Raw genomic sequence first — 16,303 nt, 5'->3', positions numbered from 1 at the left:
CCTTAGCTCTCTGCCAGATTGCGCCCTGCACCAACCGATAACGCGATCACCTCCATGACATGACACCGTCTCACTACCTAGAACCTATCGACATCAAAAGATCAATTAGTTGTCACACAGGCGACGGCTCAAAGGTCCATTCCGGCCGTTCGCTCCAGCGTTGATTGGGCCACTAAGCCTGCTGTGTATCGGCCTGAAGCTGATTGAGCCTGCGCCCGCGCGATTGGCCGTCCGTACGGGCTTTCGGCTTGCGCTGGCTCCCGAAATGCTCATTCAGCACGAGAGCCCATCTTGATCGCAAGGTCTCGAAACGTGTCTTGCACATCACCCTACGGCAGCTCGCTTGTGGGATGCACGTTGAGCTACTCTTCGGATTTCCCTGCTGGTCGTTAAATCGCTGTCAGCAGCTTTGACCACCGTACGATGAATAAACGTGAAGCCTTTTCAGGCGATTGCACTATCATGATACCGCGTCAAATCAATGTCCAAAGCTGTTCCTCAAATGACACGCCTTGCAAGCGCTGGTCGAAGGCCACGCGCAACATGGGCGCGCCGGGGACATCAGTCCGACCGGCCCCTCACGCTCCCGAGAGATAAACTTGACGATGCAGACGTCAGGCCTATCGCATGGCTATACGTACCTTCACCTGATTGCTGGGACAGCGGCGCTGAGACTGAGCCTGGCGCTTGCTGCAAGGAACGGGACACCAATAGGTCGCCGCCTTAACGCGCACTGGCGAGAGGCACAAACAAGGCCGGCAGTCCCGACCGCGCGCCAAACGAACGAAATTGCGGCTCGCCGTCCTTGGCCGATTCGGCATGGGCTGCGGTTGGTACGAAGCGTACGCTCGCGATTGAGCCTGAAGCACGTCGGCAGTCCGTTATGTACAGATTTGTGCGTCGATAGCAACATCATCGCTCAGAAGTCGTCCTGTTGGGAGCATCCCTTCGCGACTCCAGCAAAATAGGCTACGAGCGGGCTCCAGCCTCCGCCGCTCGCGGTTGCGTCGCGCAGGGGGGGGAGGAGCCGCGCACGAGAGGCGCTCGGCGGTGTGGGCCGCACCGTAGCGGCAGCAACTGGTCCACAGGCGATCGCAGTGATGGCCCGCGGTACTGGTAGTTCATTTTTGTTTGCTTCGGTTCCGGAGTTCAGCCGAAACGAACTGTCTGTACTGAACATCGCCGAATCTCGCTCCTTGGTATTGCTACCGCATTAAAGACGGCAGACCATCGATCTGTGCGGCTTCTGAATCCTCAGAACTGTGGATGGCCGAATGGCCCTGGTTATCGTCGTTCGTTACAGACGGGCCCCCCGATCAGACCGACAATGCAGTCATCGCCGCGGTAGCAACAAGGCAGAGAAGCGAAGAATTTGCGCGGATAGTCCGAGTCGGTGCACGCGCCTCCGCTCGGCTTGGCTGAAGTTCGTCGAAGACAGGCCCCGCAACGCCGGATTTGAGCGTCGATGCGGTCCTCATTGCATCAATCAGGATGAAGATGTTGCTACATTCGTTGATCAAGTTCTCGTTACGGTCAGCGCACAGGCCGGCAAAGGCCGCCTGCCAGGGGAGGGACCATGACCGATCGCGTGCCCACTGTCCTCGAAGCGCTTGACTGCACCGCAGATGCAGCTCTCAAGCAGCTGCCCGGCACACGGCCGGCGCTTCACCGGTCTTTTACGGTGCGTCCTGCGAAGCGGCCCTTTGCGAAGAACGTGATCCTGGCGCGTCTTTCCGTGCAACACCTTGCGGCGATAGGGGAGTGCCTTGAGCCGATCATCTTGAAAGAGCGCATGGTTCTTCAAGAGCCGAAAAGGCAGGTCGAGTACGTCTACTTCATAGAAACCGGCCTCGTCTCGCTGAGAGTTGTTGCCGCCGGAAGCATGCTTGAAATGGCGGTCATAGGATATCGGGGCGTGGTTGGCGCTTCGTTTTTGTGGGGAGGTCATCTTTCGACGCATCAATCTGTTGTCGTCTTCCCTGGAAGCGCGCACAGAATCCGGGTTGAGGATTTGCGTCGCGTGATGAAGGTGCATCCTGAGGTCCGAGAAGGTCTGTTTGAGTACGTTCAAGCGGTGACATTTCAGTGCGTCCAGACAGGACTGTGCGGGGTTCGGCACCATCGTGAGCAACGGCTTGCGAGCTGGCTGTGTCTTGCAAGTGAAGCTGTTGACACCCGCGTACTGCCAGTTACCCATGATTACCTGTCCTCAGTGCTTGGACTGCGCCGCGCCGGGGTCACGGAGACGTTGCTCCGATTCGAAGAGCAAGGGCTGATTCGCAAGATGCGCGGCGTCTTGCAGATCGATGAACCAAAATTGCTCGAAGAAAAGGCATGCTGTTGCTACAAGCTCGTCTCAGGTGCCTATGCCTGCTCGTCGGCCCGCACCCTGAGCGAGGAACAGGCGAGCTAACAACTTGCGCAAGGCGCTCCAACTCTTTTTTTTGTGACACGAATTGCTGGGGCACTCCAACCGCCCGAGCAAAGGCCGACATGGTCCGAAGCGATTCAAGTACAAGGTTGATCGGTCTCTTCCGTGACGGTTACGAGCTCAGTGTGAGCTAAAAGCGGTTGGAGGGATTTTTTTTTGTGAAGATGGAGAGCGCTCCTTGGCTTCATGCGAGCGGTAGTCTCGCGTCCATGCGGCGCGAGGCCGCGATGTTCTTTGACGATCTAGCCGGAACGATCTCCTCCTTTGGCTCGGCCCGTCGCCAGAGCTGGGCTACAAGATGGACAGAGATTGGAGATGCTCAGTGCCTCCGTGCTGACCTGAAGATCAAGCAGATGGCCTTCGATGAGGCGACCGAAGCCTGGCTTTGTGGTTTAACTGCCTTTGAAGTTGCCAGGCGTCTCGCTGATGACGGCGACCCGAAACGAGACGATATCTCCGCGAAAGCCGAGGCCAACATAGAGAGGTTCGGACCGCCTTTGCGGCAAAACATCGAGCGGGTAGAAATCACATGCTGCGACGAAGCGGGCTTTCAAGCCTATTATTTGCCTGCCGGCAGTCACGATTCACGGGCACCGGCAGTCATTTGCATCGGCGACGAACAAGAAAGCGGAGCAACGCTGCTCGGCAGGCTGTTGCCCGCGGTGGCTGGCCGAGGCATGTCTGTGCTGGTTGTCTCCCACGATGACGTTGCGGGCCGGCCGGATGTCCAACCGGGTTCGTTGCTGTCCTGCTGTTTGGATTATCTCGTAACTCGGCCCGACGTTGATGCCGCCCGGATTGGCACCTACGGAGACGGCGTGTCGGCTGCTCTAGCGACTGATTTTACAGTCTCCGATAACCGCATAGCCGCGGCCGTTTGCGACGGTGGTCTTTGGAATTGGGCGCGAATGCTGGCATCTGTCGGCTGGATGACAAAGCTCGCCAATGAAAACGATGAGGACGGAGCCTCGAGGCTTCGCTCACGCATGGTACGACGGTTGAAATGTCCAGTACTCGTGGTAGCTGGCGGCCGCAGCCTTGTCAGCACGTCGGAGGCGGTCAAGCTTCAAGCTGAGTGCTCGGCGGAGCACGTCGACATCGATTTGGCCGTACCGTCGATAATCCGGGTAGCATCCGAAGAAATCGACAATTTCATATCGTCGGATGAGAGCATCTTTGGATGGCTGGAGTACAAGCTATCACAATCCGACTGCGCATGGGGCCGTCAAACGGAGTGCGTTAGCGGTCCGGTCATGATGTCAACAACACGAGAGTCGCTCGATCCTTCGAAGCCGAGCTGACACGTTTAGGCGAGATATAAGACTGTTCCCGCGGCGGGGTTTGTCGGCCTGTGGAAACGTAGTCGATGTGAGGCACTCGTCGATTTCCGCGAAATCCGCCTGAATTGCCCTCTACCGCGATATCCTCAAATGGCCCGCAGTTGCACCCAACGTTCTCGCAACCAGATCGTCTGCTTCTCGCGTCTCTCCGAAACAACATGTCGCCATCAAGCCGCGCGCGCGTTCCGCGCTCCGGCGACGTGGACCTCAGAATGGGCCGTCAACTATTCGACCGGCGCACCGTCGATTATCCACCGGATCCTGATCTGCGCTGGCATACGAGGTCGCAGTACGTCGCCTGTCGGCCCATAGGGTATGCCGAGAATGCGCGAACTCACGCAAAGTTCGCAAAAACTTTTGACGGCTTCCGCACTAGTCTGCCGCCAGAGGGAGATAGAGATGGTTGGTTCGCTCAATTCTGACTTTCACGAGGGGCTTCATGTCCTGAAGGATCCAGCAACTGGACTGACCGGACTTATTGCGGTGCATTCAACCGCTCGTGGACCTGCCGCTGGCGGAACACGATGCTGGAGCTACACGAGACACGAAGAATTGGTCGTAGATGCCATGCGGCTTTCTCGGGGCATGAGCTACAAGAATGCGATTGCAGGGCTTCCTTTTGGAGGAGGTAAAGCTGTGATCCAACGGCCGCCTGTCAACTTTGACCGTGAAGCGCTGTTTCGCGCATTTGGCGACGCGGTTGCTAACCTGCGCGGCCAGTATATTACCGCAGAAGATGTCGGCACGACTGTCGCTGATATACAGGCAGTCAGAAGCCGTACGAGATTCGTTGCTGGATTGCATAGCGAAGGCGAGGCGGCCGGGGGGCGATCCTTCACCGTGGACCGCATTGGGCGTGTTCGAGTGTCTGAAGGCTGCGTCCCTGGAAATGTTGGGACTGTCACTGCGCGGCACGACCTTCGCGGTCCAAGGTGCGGGGAATGTCGGCAGCAGGTTATGTCATCTGCTGGAAAACGAGGGAGCGAAACTGATTGTAGCAGACGTTGACAACGTTCGCGCTCGGGCGCTCGCCGAGCAACTGGGGCGAAACAGCTCGATTCGCGAGAGATCGCGAGCGTCGAAGCTGATATTTTCGCACCACGTGCGCTGGGGGCGGTCATCAACGATGAGTCGCTCCCAAATCTCAAATTCAAGCTCATTTGTGGGGGAGCCAACAACCAGCTCGCGAACGAAGATCATGGTGAGTTGCTCAGGCAACGCGGCATCGTATGCGCGCCCGACTACATCGTGAACGCCGGCGGGATCATCAATGTCTGTGCCGAATACCTCGGGGAGAATTCGGTCGATGTTGAAGGTCGCGTGCGCGCTATTCCTTCTCGATTGGTCTCTGTCCTCCGGGAAGCAAAGACGTCTGGGCGAGCAGCCAATCTTGTGGCTGACGATCTGGCCCGTCGAATTATCGCAGGCGCAGGCTAAGCAGGTTCGTCATTGTTTGCAGGCCTGCGATGGGTCGAGATGTGTTAGTCACACACCGCGAACGCCTCAGCTAACGCTCGGCGCCGGATGCGCTCTTTGCGCCTTTCTTCGGATTCGCTCCAGTGCACCAGAAAGATAATCACGAGAATCCGGGAGCTTGAGCCCCCTTCTCGTCGTTCTCCGGTTCGTCTTTGGGATCATTCTTGAGATTCGACAGCATGCTATGGCAGGTGCTGGCGATGTATCCTTCGATCTGCTGGTACGCCGGGGACTTCTTGGCCGCGTTCATTTCGACGACCACGCCGGGCAACGCTTCTAGAACTGCTTGAGACAGCGCCGCGACTCTGCGCTTCACCTGGGTGGCTGAAAGGGCATTTTCCTCGGCGAAGCGATCCCAGTGTCTTGCGCCGATGTAGCGACCGCGATTCTTCCCGGCGATCTTCATTGCGAGGTTCCTCGTCACGCCCTCGTAGGTCTCCCCGTTCATCACATCGTAAAGCGGAGCCATCGTCACGGCACCGCCTTGCTCGAGCAGTAAGGAGTAGTTCTTTGCGTGCGCGTCGACGTTTCCTGCAAGGACGTTGAACACCATGTAGTCCACGAAACGAACTTTGTTTGCAGCCGCGTTGCCGGTCGGGGTCAACACGTCCAGGCAAGCTTTCAATCCCGGACCGGGCTGCTTGGTTTGCGGATTCCATTCGTATTTCAGATGCGGGATGTATCCGGTCGCTTGGCAGAAGTCCTCCTGATGGATCCGGCGAACCCTTCCGCTTCGGACCTGTCGGTCGTAGCGTTTCACCAACAGGTATTCGACATCCTCCGCCTTTCCTATCGAATAGTCCGCGACGGGCAGCTTCACCGCGGCGGCCAGGCGAAGGCAGAAGGCCTCATTCTCGACGGCGGAGTGGAATCTCTTGTTTGCCGGTTTGAGGATGTGGGTCGTCGGCATACCGTCCAGCGCTAGCCCTATTGCGCCATCCGGATATTGGACCACAGGCAACTTGTCCTGAGCGCCCGCCAAGGACATGTGGATCCCCTCGTCTCCGACGAGAAACGGCCTTTCCGGAAGCCTTCGAAGAGTCTCCGCCAGCTCGGCTTCGGTCAGCTTCCGGTATCTCGGATTGCGCTGCGGCCTTTCGTGTGCGGAACGGGATATCTCGAGCGCCCCCGGAAGGTCTTGGCCCATCTCTTCCAGAAGAGCGAAAACATCGGTTTCTGCGATCCGAAGGATCGCACCGATCGTCTGGAGCGTGCGGCCCTCCGGAAGCAAATTGAGGAACCAAGTATAGACAACGTCCGGGTCGTGCATGTGACGAGCCAGCGGCATGCGTGTTGAAACCGGAAAGCCAGCGGGGTCCGACATCCACGCTTCGTCGTAGACGAATTCGATATCCTGGACGGCCTCAGTTCGCCGACGGATTCGACCCACCAGCTTGTCCTCGTACCGGACCTCGAGACTATCGCCGGCCACTGCCGGAGCGTTTTCCTGCATTCTCATTGGGATGGTGTCGGGTTATCGGGATCGAAAATACCGCTGTCGTCGTTCTCCGTTCGGGAAGGCAGCGCGGGCGCTGGCGCCATGTTGGCTTGGAGCGATATGCCGAGCGCCTTGAGCAGCCTGAGTACCAGTCCGATTTGGCTGGTTTCCTTTCCGCTCTCGATATCGACTATGAAACGCACGCCGACATTGGCGGCCAATGCAAGGTCCTGCTGACGCAACCCCAATGAGTTCCGCCGTTGGCGAACCAAGGTTCCAAGAGTGGTCGTGTCTGGAATATCGGTCACGATGATTTTCCCGATCGGGAATTTAGAACTGAATTCAGCCAACGTCAAACAAAACTTTCCCGATCGGGAAAATGGTTAACCAAAACCAGGTCGCCTCGGATTTACCGATCGGGAAACTTTACCAGGAAAGTATCGATCTGACCGTATATTTTACCGAGCGGGAAACTGAGCGAGCGTGGTCTCGATCGTGCGAGCAGCGCGCCAGCTGCAGTCGGCTAATCGATGAAAGTTCATGCGGCCATCAATGAGCGCGGGAAGTCGTCCATTTCGAAGGCTGGCCACGACGGGGCAACGCCTGGCGAGTACTCTCCGGCTCGGAGTTCTGGTTGAGCATTGAATATGCGAGCGATTGCGCTCACCGATCCGTCACAGTGTCGGGCCTTGTCGCAGAAGACGGACTCTGTCGATCCTGTAAAGCTCACCCGGCTTCATCGAGAGCGCACAGATTCGAATGTCGGACCACACCACTCAAAAGGCGCGAGTCGAGGTTTTGAGCTTCAGCCCAGCTGCGGGACGCGAGCTCTGATCATGGCGGCGCTTATGTAGCTTACGCCAAGGCGAACCAGTCCCTTTGTCTACCCGACCCGCAGACGGCCAGTTTTCGACGCACGAGCATCTGTCCGGCCCTTGAGACTTCCCATGGGATCTCGTCGAGGTCAGCGGCGATCTCCTCGGCGCTACGCAGTTCGCGCCTTCGAAGCGACGCGAGCACGCGCCGTTCGAGCGTGACGAGATCGAACGTCGGTTCGACGTTTCCTTCTTCGAAACGGTCGCACCAGAGGAGGTGACCGCGCCAGACGATGAAATGGCTGCCGCATCCTCCGTCTCGCCAGACCGAAGGATAAAGGGTCGGCTTGCCGGTCCTCATGTCAAGACTCCAGGCCTTTCCCGCGCGCGGATCGAGATTGACGGCGAGCGTTTCACCACATCCATCCGGGCAGCGGATGAGGAGCGACCGCAACGCGCCTCGTTGGATCACCACCGCATCCCCTGGAGCCGCGAGCATCTTCTGTCCATCCTCGCGGTATTCCGCCGCGCCGAGCAGGTTCACTTTTCTCGCAACCATGCTCATGCATCCCCGTCCGTCAGTGCGCGCGCCAGGCCGGCCGCAATGGCGTATCCTTTCGCGCGTCTGAAGCGGTCCGCCGCAGGACCATCATCCCATTGACAGCGCCTGAGGAGTTGAACGGCGACGGCGGCCTGGTATTCGGTGGAACAGGACTGTATCGCGATTCCCATGCGCCTCAGCTGCCGGACCACGGTGGACATCCAGCAGAACTTGCTGGTCGGATCGCAAGGCCCGGGCGGATGCAGGAAGGATGTCGGGGCGTATAGGCGATCGATCTCCGCCGCCCAAATGGCATCTTCGTATTTCTGAGCGTCGCACTCGGGTGGCAAATGAAAGGCAAGCCATGTCTCGAGAGCGGCTAGATCCGCCGTCAGAGGAGCAGAGCGGACGACGGTCGCAAGATCTATCACGATCGCATGGTCGTTGCGCACGCGCACGTTTTCACCATGCAGATCGCCATGCGCCGGCGCGGCACGATAGCGCTGGCTCAGTTTGCGCAACTGACCGAGGATGATCTCCGGCTCTGCAGTGATCCCAAAGCGGGAAGCATCTTCGGTGTGGCGCGACTTCAGCTCACCAGGACGCAGAAGCCCGGCGTCAATCATCGCTTGGGCTACCGAGCCTTCGACCGAGTCTTTTCCGTACGCCTGATCTCGCCAGCCTCCGAGTGTTTCCTCGATCAGCGACGTCACAGCCCGCGCCGCAAGATTGTGGCGCGCCAAATTCCACAAGGATTCAGATCGGTCAACGAAGTTTCCGACCAAAAGACCACGCTCCGCGCCGAATACCGGGTCGTGAATGTTCGGTCTCAGGCCAAAAGGAATATATCGATCCGCGTATTCGCGGTAGTTCCGGTACTCCTTCTCGATCTTATCACGTCGATCAAGTTTCGCGAAATCAGGCTGTGGCCATGCTCCGGCATTGGACGTATGGACGGTCATGTGAACGGCGAACACCCGAGCCTCCGACAGCCCGCCCGTAAGTTCCTCCAGCACGATGCGGCTGCAGTGCGCGAATGCGCGTTTGAAGAGTATCTTGTCGACCTCGCGCACTGGCTCGCGCTCGCCGGCGACCTCGATCTGGAGGTCCGCCCGAGGTCTTTTTCCGGCGTCGTGTCGTGCGATCTTCTCGGCCAGGGAATGCGCCGGCAGGTCAGTGCGAGCCGCCACTCCAGACATGTTAAGAACGGATTTCAAGAGGGCCTGCACACGCCCCATCGTTTCGTCATCAGCCGCGACGATATCTATCCTCAGCCCGCTGTCGATCAGCGTTCTCGCGTGAGCATTGGCAGCGCGCAGCACATCCTCTGGTGGATCAGACCCGAACTGAAACACGGCGGCACTGGCGTTCGCTGCATCGACGGTCGTCCCGGAGGCGCAATATCGCAGGAGGAGGTCCCGCTGCAGGAATTCGCGCTCGGTCTCTGCCGAGGGCGGCGGCCCGAACCACAATACTTCGGGTCGCGCATCAGTCATTCTTCGTCCTCGTCCGGACCGGTAGCACCCATGAGAGGCCCTTCGCGAGCGCGCCTCGTCGCGAACAAACGATGCAATCCTCGACTCTTCTCGCTTGCGTCGGCCGTACCGTGCCTCTGACTCCGTCGTAAAGCTGGAAGCGCGCCTGGCCCGGCATCGAGGTCACGGCGGCCATGAACATGGTGGCCGCCAGTGACGCCGCCGTCGCATTAATCGACATCACGGCCGGTTGCGGCTCGTGCGCCCCGACCAGGTAGGGATCCGACGCGCGGTGTTCCGGACTCATCATCTCGCGTCGAATCTGATTTCCGTCGAGCGCGGCCGTGCACGTCAGACACGGCAACTCGGGAGCCAGCATTTGCACGCGCCCGGTGATGTGGGTGACCGCGCCGTCCCGGACGGTAATGCTGGTCCCCATGTCGATTGTGGGCACCAGGTATTGGTAGGCGATGTGGCAGACCACTGCCCTGCTCGCATGGGAGTCCGTGCAGAGGAAGACGAAGTTGAGGCCGACAAGCTCCGCCGCGACGTTCGCATCGACCACGTCGGCTCTCAGTCCCCGCACTCGCGTGGTCGGCGAGCACAGGAGTATCTCCCTTTCCGCGACGGCGATCTTGGTCATGCCCACGTCTGCCGGGCCGGCTCCGGCCAAGCGATTGAGGTTGGTGGTTTCGACCACGTCCGGATCGATCAGCACGAAATCGCGAACGCCCAGCCGGGCAAGCTGTTGGACCAGCACCGACCCTGTGCCACCCAACCCGACCACACCCACCTTCAGCGACGAGATTGCACGCTGACCATCGGCACCGAAGGCGCGCACCTGTCGATCGTACCGGACCTCGCTGCCCTCGGTGGATCCGTTGGACGACAGCAGGACCAGTCGCTCGCCGACCTCCCAGACTGGCACCTCTTGGCTGGTGCCGATCCGCCGCGCCCGGCAGCCGGCCTGCCCCAACACGAGCGCCAAGTGTTCGCCTGCAGGAGAGCGGCGACGCAGGTAGTCGGCCAACGCGACCTCCCCCCCATCATCGACTGCGGAAAATCGCGGATGCCCCTGTTCGAACGGATGCGTATGCACCAGCACGACGCTTCGTCCCTGGGCGCGCGCGCGGTTGGCGACCTCGACGATGAATGCGGGTCGGAGCGTGGCTGACACCTCGTCGCGATGCTCGTAGGCCGAGGCAGCCACCGCCTCTACCTCGTCCACCAACCACGTACCGGTCTGCGGATCGTGCACCGAATAGGCCACCCCGCAGCTCTCGAGGGGCGCTGAGGCCAGCAGGTCGGTCGATGCCCTGCGATACGCCGGCGAGGAGAAACGCAGTCCGGTCATTTCAATCGCCTCAGGCGATCGGCGATGGTGTTCATCCAGCTTGAGAGCGTGTCGCGATTGGGATTCCATGCTTGGACATGCCAGGAGAACCAGAGCCCGGGGTCCGCGGTCTCCGGGATCACGTTGTTGTTGCCGGCGTTGCACGGCACGCGTCCACCCTCGAGAAGCAGATCGTTATCTGCCCAGAAGCAGTCGGGTGCGGCAAAGGGGTAGCCGGCCGGAACCAGAAACCGGATCGAGGTCGCTGCCTTGCTCCAGCCAGCCGGCAGAGATACCAAACCGATCGTCACCAGGATTGCGCCGCTCGGCAGCCCTTGCGTACGCACATCCGGCCAGCGCCGGCGCAGATCCTCGATCTGGACGTCCGCGGCAGCGCCCATCAACCGAAGTTCGCCTTCGGGGCTGACGAGAAGCGCAGCGGCCCCTTGTCCTTCTCCAACGAGACCAGCTCATCGTCTCCGATGATCCGATCGGGGTCGTTTCCGTGCCCTTCAAGAACCAGATCGTGCGTGGGATCCCAGTCGGCCACCCGCGCCTTGATTTGGAGCCCGGTCAAAGCCGCCCGGTCGGTCTCGTACTTCTTGCTGCCGACGAAAAAGAAGTAGGTCTCTTGGTGTCCGTTCTGCTTGTCACTCATCTGTTCGACCCTGTTGACGCCACCACGGCCCGAGCCGCGGAGGTCTTTCCTCTCGGCCGAACATGTGCGAACCTGTGCAAATCACACGATGCTGGTTCCCAGCCCGTGTGTCAACCCGTGTTATTCGCACAAAGGCGATGAATTCCTTCGAAAAGCGTTTGATCGACGCCGTTAGGCGCAAGAGAGAGGCTGAAGGGCTTAGCATCCGCGCTCTTTCGGCCCTAGTAGGCGTCAGCTTCTCCACGCTGGCGCGAATCGAGCGCGGCGAAGGACTTCCCGACAACAACTCCAAGATCAGGCTGCTCGAGTGGCTCGGACCTGAAGCCGAGGAGACTGGTCTCAGCTTCGACAACGTGGCGTTCGTCCATTTCCGCGCGGCTAAGAACGTTCGCTCGCCAACAGTGCATGCGCTTCTCCGGGCAGCCGAACTCATTCGGAAGCACACTGGCGTATCGGGAGAGGCGGCTTCGGCTCCAGCCCAAGCTGGCGAGGCGATAGCTGCGTCCAAAGAAGAGCTGGAAAAGACCGCAGAGCGATTCCGAGAGGAACTGGGATTGTCGGCGGACGAACCGCTCGATTCTTTACGCGTCGAAGTCGAGGGAACGCGGCTCTTTAAGTTGACGGAGACGGAGTTTTTCGGTCGAGCACTCGTTGACCGCCTATCGCTTGTCACTTGCGACGAATGGTCCGCGATGAGCGTTCCGCTCAACTATACCGATGACCTATGGGCTGTGCTCCTTAACGATTGCCACACCGTTGAGCGACAGCGGGTAACGGTGATGGAGGAATATTGGCACATTCTGCTCGGGCACAAATTGACCAAGATCGCGCGGGTGGCCGACGGTTACGGCCGCACCTACGACCAGGCCGAGGAGCACGATGCTTTCTACCTTGCTTCTGCCACGTTGCTTCCGCGGGCGGCCATCCTTGACGCAGTGTCCCGTCGGATGACTTCGGCAGACATCGGGCTGACGTTTGGCACCTCTAGCGAACTCGTCGACTACCGCATCAAGAGATTGGGACTTTGGCGCGAGCACATCGGCAAGAGGGTTGGACTGTCTTCTGACTAGACACCCGCGGAAGCGCGGGGCCGGGTCAGCGGATCAAGGCCCTGCCTGTTCTCCATACGCGGGACCTCGGCCGCCTCATGCTCAGCGCCGGCACTGCTGCACCGTTCGCTTGCAATCGACAAGCCGATAGGAATATTGCCGCGGCGCACCTGCATGCGCGGCACGGAGCGATGCAAAAGACCTGACGCTCCAACGAACGTCTGTCAGGAATCCTGATCGTCTCTCCAGAGCATTTCGGCAAAGAAGAATGCCTAGTCGTCCGTAGCCATGCGCTTACAGCCAAAACGCGCGGTATTGACGCCAAGAACTGCACATCGGCGATTAAATCCCGCGCCTAGCGGGCCATTTTCGACAAGTTCAGGAGGCGTGACGTGATAGATGGCTGTTGCAGTAGTTGCTTTGAATTATCGGCTCCTTTTTGTGGCTCTCCAGGTGCGTACCTACCAGCTCCTACGTAGTGGTTAGGACGGTCCTGACGGCCAACCCAAGGAATAAGGAATGTCATTCATTCCGTCGCAACCATCAGCGAAGCCGGGCGAGATTCGGCACGATGGTTCCTGGCTCCGTCGCCGCGCGCTGGGATATTCTTGCTCAACGCGGGGGGGCATCTGCCGGAGGACATCCGATGTCGTTGCGCGCCCGCGAGGAAGCAACGGACAATCCGAACGATGGGACTCGCGAGCCAGTCGCTGTTCTCACGCACACGGCCAACCTACTTCATCGAGAAGCTGATACTCGCCTCGGCTGGTGCTCGATGACGCGATTGCGCTTGCGAATGATGATCAATTCGAGGTTGTCCTTGGAACACTGGCGGACGCTCCGGAACGAAAGCATCCGTCATCGTGACCTGCCGCACCAGCGATCATCGCAACCCCGGCGGCCGAACTTAGCCTCATCGATCTGACTGCGGAGTGTTGATGGCGGCGAAGAGCGACGCGGACATCGCGCAGGAATTTGCGCAGAACGTGCTGAGCGTAACCCCTGTGATCATACTTGGGAGCGGCGCCTCGGCAGCACACGGTGTGCCGGGTATGGGTGTTTTAGCAGCGCATTTGTCCGCGGCTCCGCTTCCTGGCAAATGGACAGCTGAAGAGAATTCCGAATGGGCCTCGTTCCTCGGTCACATTAAAGTTGGCGCGGATCTTGAAAATGCGCTGCAGGCGGTCCGCCCGACCGAACGTCAGACCATGTTCATTGCGGGCCTGACGCGGGACTTTCTGCTGCCCCACGATCTGGCCGCCCTCGCATCGGTGTTGGCCGATCGCAACGCCTTGCCGCTCACCCGGCTCTATCGGCATCTGTTCGACAGCACGCATATCACCATTCACGTCGTGACGCCCAACTATGACCGGTTGGCGGAATATGCAGCCGACGCGGCTGACGTCAGCACGTTCACCGGTTTCAACCATGGCTACCTGCAGACGCGGGCACGAGACGCAAACACCCGCGTTACGGTAAACGGGCGACAATCGCGCACCGTGGCCGTCTGGAAGGTCCATGGCTCGCTCGACTGGTTCCAAGACGCCGCCAACCAGATCGTCGGCGTGAGAAGTGCTGTGACGATCCCAGCCAACCACGGGCCTCTCATGATCACGCCCGGCATCGACAAATATCGTCTCACACATGGCGAGCCATTCCGTACGATCCTGAGCTGCAGCGACAAGGCGTTAGATAGTGCCCGCTCCTATTTTTGCGTCGGCTACGGCTTCAATGACGAGCATGTTCAAACCAAGCTGATCGAGCGCTGCGACCGAGATTCCGTCCCGTTGGTCGTCATCACAAAGGAGTTGACGGCGAGTGCAAAGATCTTTCTGACCGGCGGCCGATGCCGGCGCTATCTCGCCATAGAAGATGGCCCCGCTGGCGCACGCGCGTATGTGCACCACGCGCCGACCGGGTTCGATCTCGACAAGCCGCTTTGGCGTCTCGACCATTTTCTCGATCACATCATAGGAACACGCACATGAGCATCCTGGACTTTACCGATCAAGAGGCGCTCGGTCGCGTTCAATCGGTTGACACCGCTACCGTGATTGTTCGTGTCGATGACATCGAGGCGTTGCGGGCACTCCAAGTCAATCGGCTGGTGGCCCTGCAGAGCAGTTTGGCTGGCCACAAGCTGATCGGTGTCATCCACAAGATCACGCGCACTGCGCTCGAGGAAGCGAAGGTGGCCGACTTGGAACGAGCCGAGGAGGCTCTCCCCGAGGTGAACCTGGTCCGCATCGCCTTGATTGGTACGCTGCTCGACCGGAATGGGCTCCGCGCCAACGTATTCCGGCGCACGCTCGAAACCGTTCCGGAAATCGACGCATGCTGCTTTGCACTTGAGGGCGAACGGCTGACCCGCTTCATGGGCGTGATCTCTGAAGTGGCCACCGGAGCCCAGCGTCTGTCGCTTGGTTCCTACACTCTTGATCTCAACGCCGAGGCCTATGTCAACGGCAACAAGCTGTTTCAGCGCCACGCTCTGGTCGTCGGCAGCACCGGCTCTGGCAAATCCTGCACGACCGCCCGCCTCCTTGAGCAAGTGGCCGAGCTGAAGAGCGCCAATGCGATCGTATTCGACATGCACGGCGAATATGCGTCCATGGAAGGCGACGGTTTTGTCCATCTTCGCGTGGCGGGCCCTGGCGATGTCGACGCGGGCAAAGGCTTATCTGAGGGCGTGCTTCATCTTCCGTACTGGCTCATGAGCTACGAAGCACTTGTCTCGATGTTCGTCGACCGAGCCGAAGAGATCGCACCCAATCAAGCCATGCTCATGTCCCGCGCCATCGTCGATGCGAAGACCAGCTTTTTGACCGCCGAAGGCCATAAGGACGTGCTCGCCAACTTCACGATCGACAGCCCGGTCCCTTTCACGCTGGCAAATGTACTTGCAGAGCTCAACCGCCTCAACACAGAGATGGTCCCAGGCGCAAGGTCCGAGAAGCAAGGCGACTTTCACGGCAAGCGCAGCCGTCTGATCCAACGCCTCGAAAGCAAGCGCACCGACCGTCGGCTAGGGTTTCTTTTCCCGGCCACAGGTGTCGCGGATAGCTATGCGTGGCTCGAGCAGATGGTGACACTGCTGCTGGGCAGCCGCGCAGCCAAAGGCGGACATGGCGGCGTAAAGGTGGTCGACTTTTCGGAAGTGCCCTCGGACATTCTGCCGCTCATTGTCGGAATGGTCGCGCGCATGGCCTTTCATGTGCAGCAGTGGAGCGTACAAGGTGCCCGCCATCCCGTGGCGCTATTCTGCGACGAGGCTCATCTCTACATTCCCCAGGATGCCAGCTCCGGTGCTGCTGAGAATGCGATCGCGATATTTGAGCGCATCGCCAAAGAGGGTCGAAAGTACGGCGTCGGCCTGGTTGTGATCAGCCAGCGGCCGGCAGAGGTGAACCGTACGGTCGTCAGTCAGTGCAACAATTTGATTGCCATGCGACTAACCAATGGCGACGATCAAACGGTGGTCCGCCGCCTGCTGCCCGACAGCCTGGGGGGATTCGGCGATCTGCTGCCGGTTCTCGACACCGGCGAAGCCCTGGTGGTGGGCGATGCGATTTTGTTGCCCACACGCATCCGGATCGCCAAGCCGATCAACGAGCCGCTCAGCGGCACGATCGAATTCTGGGACCGTTGGGCGGATCCGGGTACTGCGGCCGCACTCGACAAAGCGGTCGAGAGCTGGCGCCGCCAGACGCTGATCAAATAGCACGAGCAACCGACTGATTTGCAAAA

General features: G+C 59.6%; 13 protein-coding genes and 2 pseudogenes. 8 read left to right on the top strand and 7 right to left on the bottom strand.

Annotated elements, in window-relative coordinates; all coding sequences use genetic code 11:
- Nucleotides 1–1,576: 1,576 nt before the first annotated feature.
- The 5 genes and pseudogenes from ACE103_RS09375 (at nt 1,577) to ACE103_RS09355 (ending at nt 5,208) form a co-directional block, all read left to right on the top strand.
- On the top strand, nt 1,577–2,413 hold the full coding sequence (locus tag ACE103_RS09375; RefSeq protein WP_375779184.1) for a Crp/Fnr family transcriptional regulator: 837 nt from the start codon (nt 1,577–1,579) through the stop codon (nt 2,411–2,413).
- A 245-nt stretch (nt 2,414–2,658) separates the two neighbouring features.
- Nucleotides 2,659–3,732 carry an alpha/beta hydrolase family protein gene (locus tag ACE103_RS09370; protein ID WP_375779183.1) on the top strand — a complete coding sequence of 358 codons (1,074 nt, stop codon included), beginning with the start codon at nt 2,659–2,661 and terminating at the stop codon, nt 3,730–3,732.
- Nucleotides 3,733–4,086: 354 nt separating this feature from the next.
- A pseudogene (locus ACE103_RS09365) lies at nt 4,087–4,491 on the top strand (Glu/Leu/Phe/Val dehydrogenase dimerization domain-containing protein); the annotation flags it as partial.
- A 16-nt stretch (nt 4,492–4,507) separates the two neighbouring features.
- Nucleotides 4,508–4,705, top strand: a pseudogene (locus ACE103_RS09360) (amino acid dehydrogenase); the annotation flags it as partial.
- A gap of 134 nt (nt 4,706–4,839) precedes the next feature.
- Nucleotides 4,840–5,208, top strand: a complete 369-nt coding sequence (locus ACE103_RS09355; protein ID WP_375781061.1) for a hypothetical protein — start codon at nt 4,840–4,842, stop codon at nt 5,206–5,208.
- A gap of 139 nt (nt 5,209–5,347) precedes the next feature.
- Here the strand turns inward: ACE103_RS09355 and ACE103_RS09350 are convergent, their stop codons facing one another.
- The 7 genes from ACE103_RS09350 to ACE103_RS09320 form a co-directional block, all read right to left on the bottom strand.
- On the bottom strand, nt 5,348–6,706 hold the full coding sequence (locus ACE103_RS09350; protein WP_375779182.1) for a type II toxin-antitoxin system HipA family toxin: 1,359 nt from the start codon (nt 6,704–6,706) through the stop codon (nt 5,348–5,350).
- Nucleotides 6,703–7,041, bottom strand: coding sequence for a helix-turn-helix transcriptional regulator (locus tag ACE103_RS09345; protein ID WP_375779181.1), 339 nt, complete (start codon nt 7,039–7,041; stop codon nt 6,703–6,705). Before ACE103_RS09345 ends, ACE103_RS09350 begins: the two co-directional genes overlap by 4 nt.
- Nucleotides 7,042–7,540: 499 nt before the next feature.
- Nucleotides 7,541–8,065 carry a DUF6527 family protein gene (locus ACE103_RS09340; protein WP_375779180.1) on the bottom strand — a complete coding sequence of 175 codons (525 nt, stop codon included), beginning with the start codon at nt 8,063–8,065 and terminating at the stop codon, nt 7,541–7,543.
- On the bottom strand, nt 8,062–9,537 hold the full coding sequence (locus ACE103_RS09335; protein WP_375779179.1) for a hypothetical protein: 1,476 nt from the start codon (nt 9,535–9,537) through the stop codon (nt 8,062–8,064). The genes ACE103_RS09340 and ACE103_RS09335 overlap by 4 nt, the downstream gene beginning before the upstream one ends.
- Nucleotides 9,530–10,870 (bottom strand): ThiF family adenylyltransferase, encoded by a 1,341-nt coding sequence (locus tag ACE103_RS09330; protein WP_375779178.1) that lies wholly within the window; start codon nt 10,868–10,870, stop codon nt 9,530–9,532. The genes ACE103_RS09335 and ACE103_RS09330 overlap by 8 nt, the downstream gene beginning before the upstream one ends.
- On the bottom strand, nt 10,867–11,250 hold the full coding sequence (locus ACE103_RS09325) for an E2/UBC family protein (RefSeq protein WP_375779177.1): 384 nt from the start codon (nt 11,248–11,250) through the stop codon (nt 10,867–10,869). Before ACE103_RS09325 ends, ACE103_RS09330 begins: the two co-directional genes overlap by 4 nt.
- Nucleotides 11,250–11,507, bottom strand: coding sequence for a multiubiquitin domain-containing protein (locus tag ACE103_RS09320; protein WP_375779176.1), 258 nt, complete (start codon nt 11,505–11,507; stop codon nt 11,250–11,252). Before ACE103_RS09320 ends, ACE103_RS09325 begins: the two co-directional genes overlap by 1 nt.
- A 137-nt stretch (nt 11,508–11,644) precedes the next feature.
- Here ACE103_RS09320 and ACE103_RS09315 point away from each other — a divergent pair, with 137 nt between their 5' ends.
- The 3 genes from ACE103_RS09315 (at nt 11,645) to ACE103_RS09305 (ending at nt 16,277) form a co-directional block, all read left to right on the top strand.
- Nucleotides 11,645–12,577, top strand: coding sequence for an ImmA/IrrE family metallo-endopeptidase (locus ACE103_RS09315; RefSeq protein ID WP_375779175.1), 933 nt, complete (start codon nt 11,645–11,647; stop codon nt 12,575–12,577).
- A gap of 917 nt (nt 12,578–13,494) precedes the next feature.
- Nucleotides 13,495–14,544: an SIR2 family protein gene (locus ACE103_RS09310; RefSeq protein ID WP_375779174.1), complete on the top strand. Its 1,050-nt coding sequence runs from the start codon at nt 13,495–13,497 to the stop codon at nt 14,542–14,544.
- The gene (locus tag ACE103_RS09305) at nt 14,541–16,277 is read left to right on the top strand and encodes an ATP-binding protein (RefSeq protein ID WP_375779173.1); all 1,737 of its coding nucleotides are present in this window, start codon (nt 14,541–14,543) and stop codon (nt 16,275–16,277) included. Before ACE103_RS09310 ends, ACE103_RS09305 begins: the two co-directional genes overlap by 4 nt.
- Nucleotides 16,278–16,303 lie beyond the last annotated feature (26 nt).

The sequence above is a fragment of the Bradyrhizobium sp. ma5 genome (genome assembly GCF_042258955.1).
Lineage (GTDB): Bacteria > Pseudomonadota > Alphaproteobacteria > Rhizobiales > Xanthobacteraceae > Bradyrhizobium.
The sequence above is the reverse complement of the archived record's forward strand: the minus strand, read 5'-3'. Positions and strand labels throughout refer to the sequence as shown.

Bases quoted from the DNA above. Each gene is read 5' to 3' on its own strand.
- ACE103_RS09375 (WP_375779184.1), top strand. From the start codon at position 1,577: ATGACCGATCGCGTGCCCACTGTCCTCGAAGCGCTTGACTGCACCGCA.
- ACE103_RS09370 (WP_375779183.1), top strand. From the start codon at position 2,659: ATGTTCTTTGACGATCTAGCCGGAACGATCTCCTCCTTTGGCTCGGCC.
- ACE103_RS09350 (WP_375779182.1), bottom strand. From the start codon at position 6,706: ATGAGAATGCAGGAAAACGCTCCGGCAGTGGCCGGCGATAGTCTCGAG.
- ACE103_RS09340 (WP_375779180.1), bottom strand. From the start codon at position 8,065: ATGAGCATGGTTGCGAGAAAAGTGAACCTGCTCGGCGCGGCGGAATAC.
- ACE103_RS09335 (WP_375779179.1), bottom strand. From the start codon at position 9,537: ATGACTGATGCGCGACCCGAAGTATTGTGGTTCGGGCCGCCGCCCTCG.
- ACE103_RS09330 (WP_375779178.1), bottom strand. From the start codon at position 10,870: ATGACCGGACTGCGTTTCTCCTCGCCGGCGTATCGCAGGGCATCGACC.
- ACE103_RS09325 (WP_375779177.1), bottom strand. From the start codon at position 11,250: ATGGGCGCTGCCGCGGACGTCCAGATCGAGGATCTGCGCCGGCGCTGG.
- ACE103_RS09320 (WP_375779176.1), bottom strand. From the start codon at position 11,507: ATGAGTGACAAGCAGAACGGACACCAAGAGACCTACTTCTTTTTCGTC.
- ACE103_RS09315 (WP_375779175.1), top strand. From the start codon at position 11,645: ATGAATTCCTTCGAAAAGCGTTTGATCGACGCCGTTAGGCGCAAGAGA.
- ACE103_RS09310 (WP_375779174.1), top strand. From the start codon at position 13,495: ATGGCGGCGAAGAGCGACGCGGACATCGCGCAGGAATTTGCGCAGAAC.
- ACE103_RS09305 (WP_375779173.1), top strand. From the start codon at position 14,541: ATGAGCATCCTGGACTTTACCGATCAAGAGGCGCTCGGTCGCGTTCAA.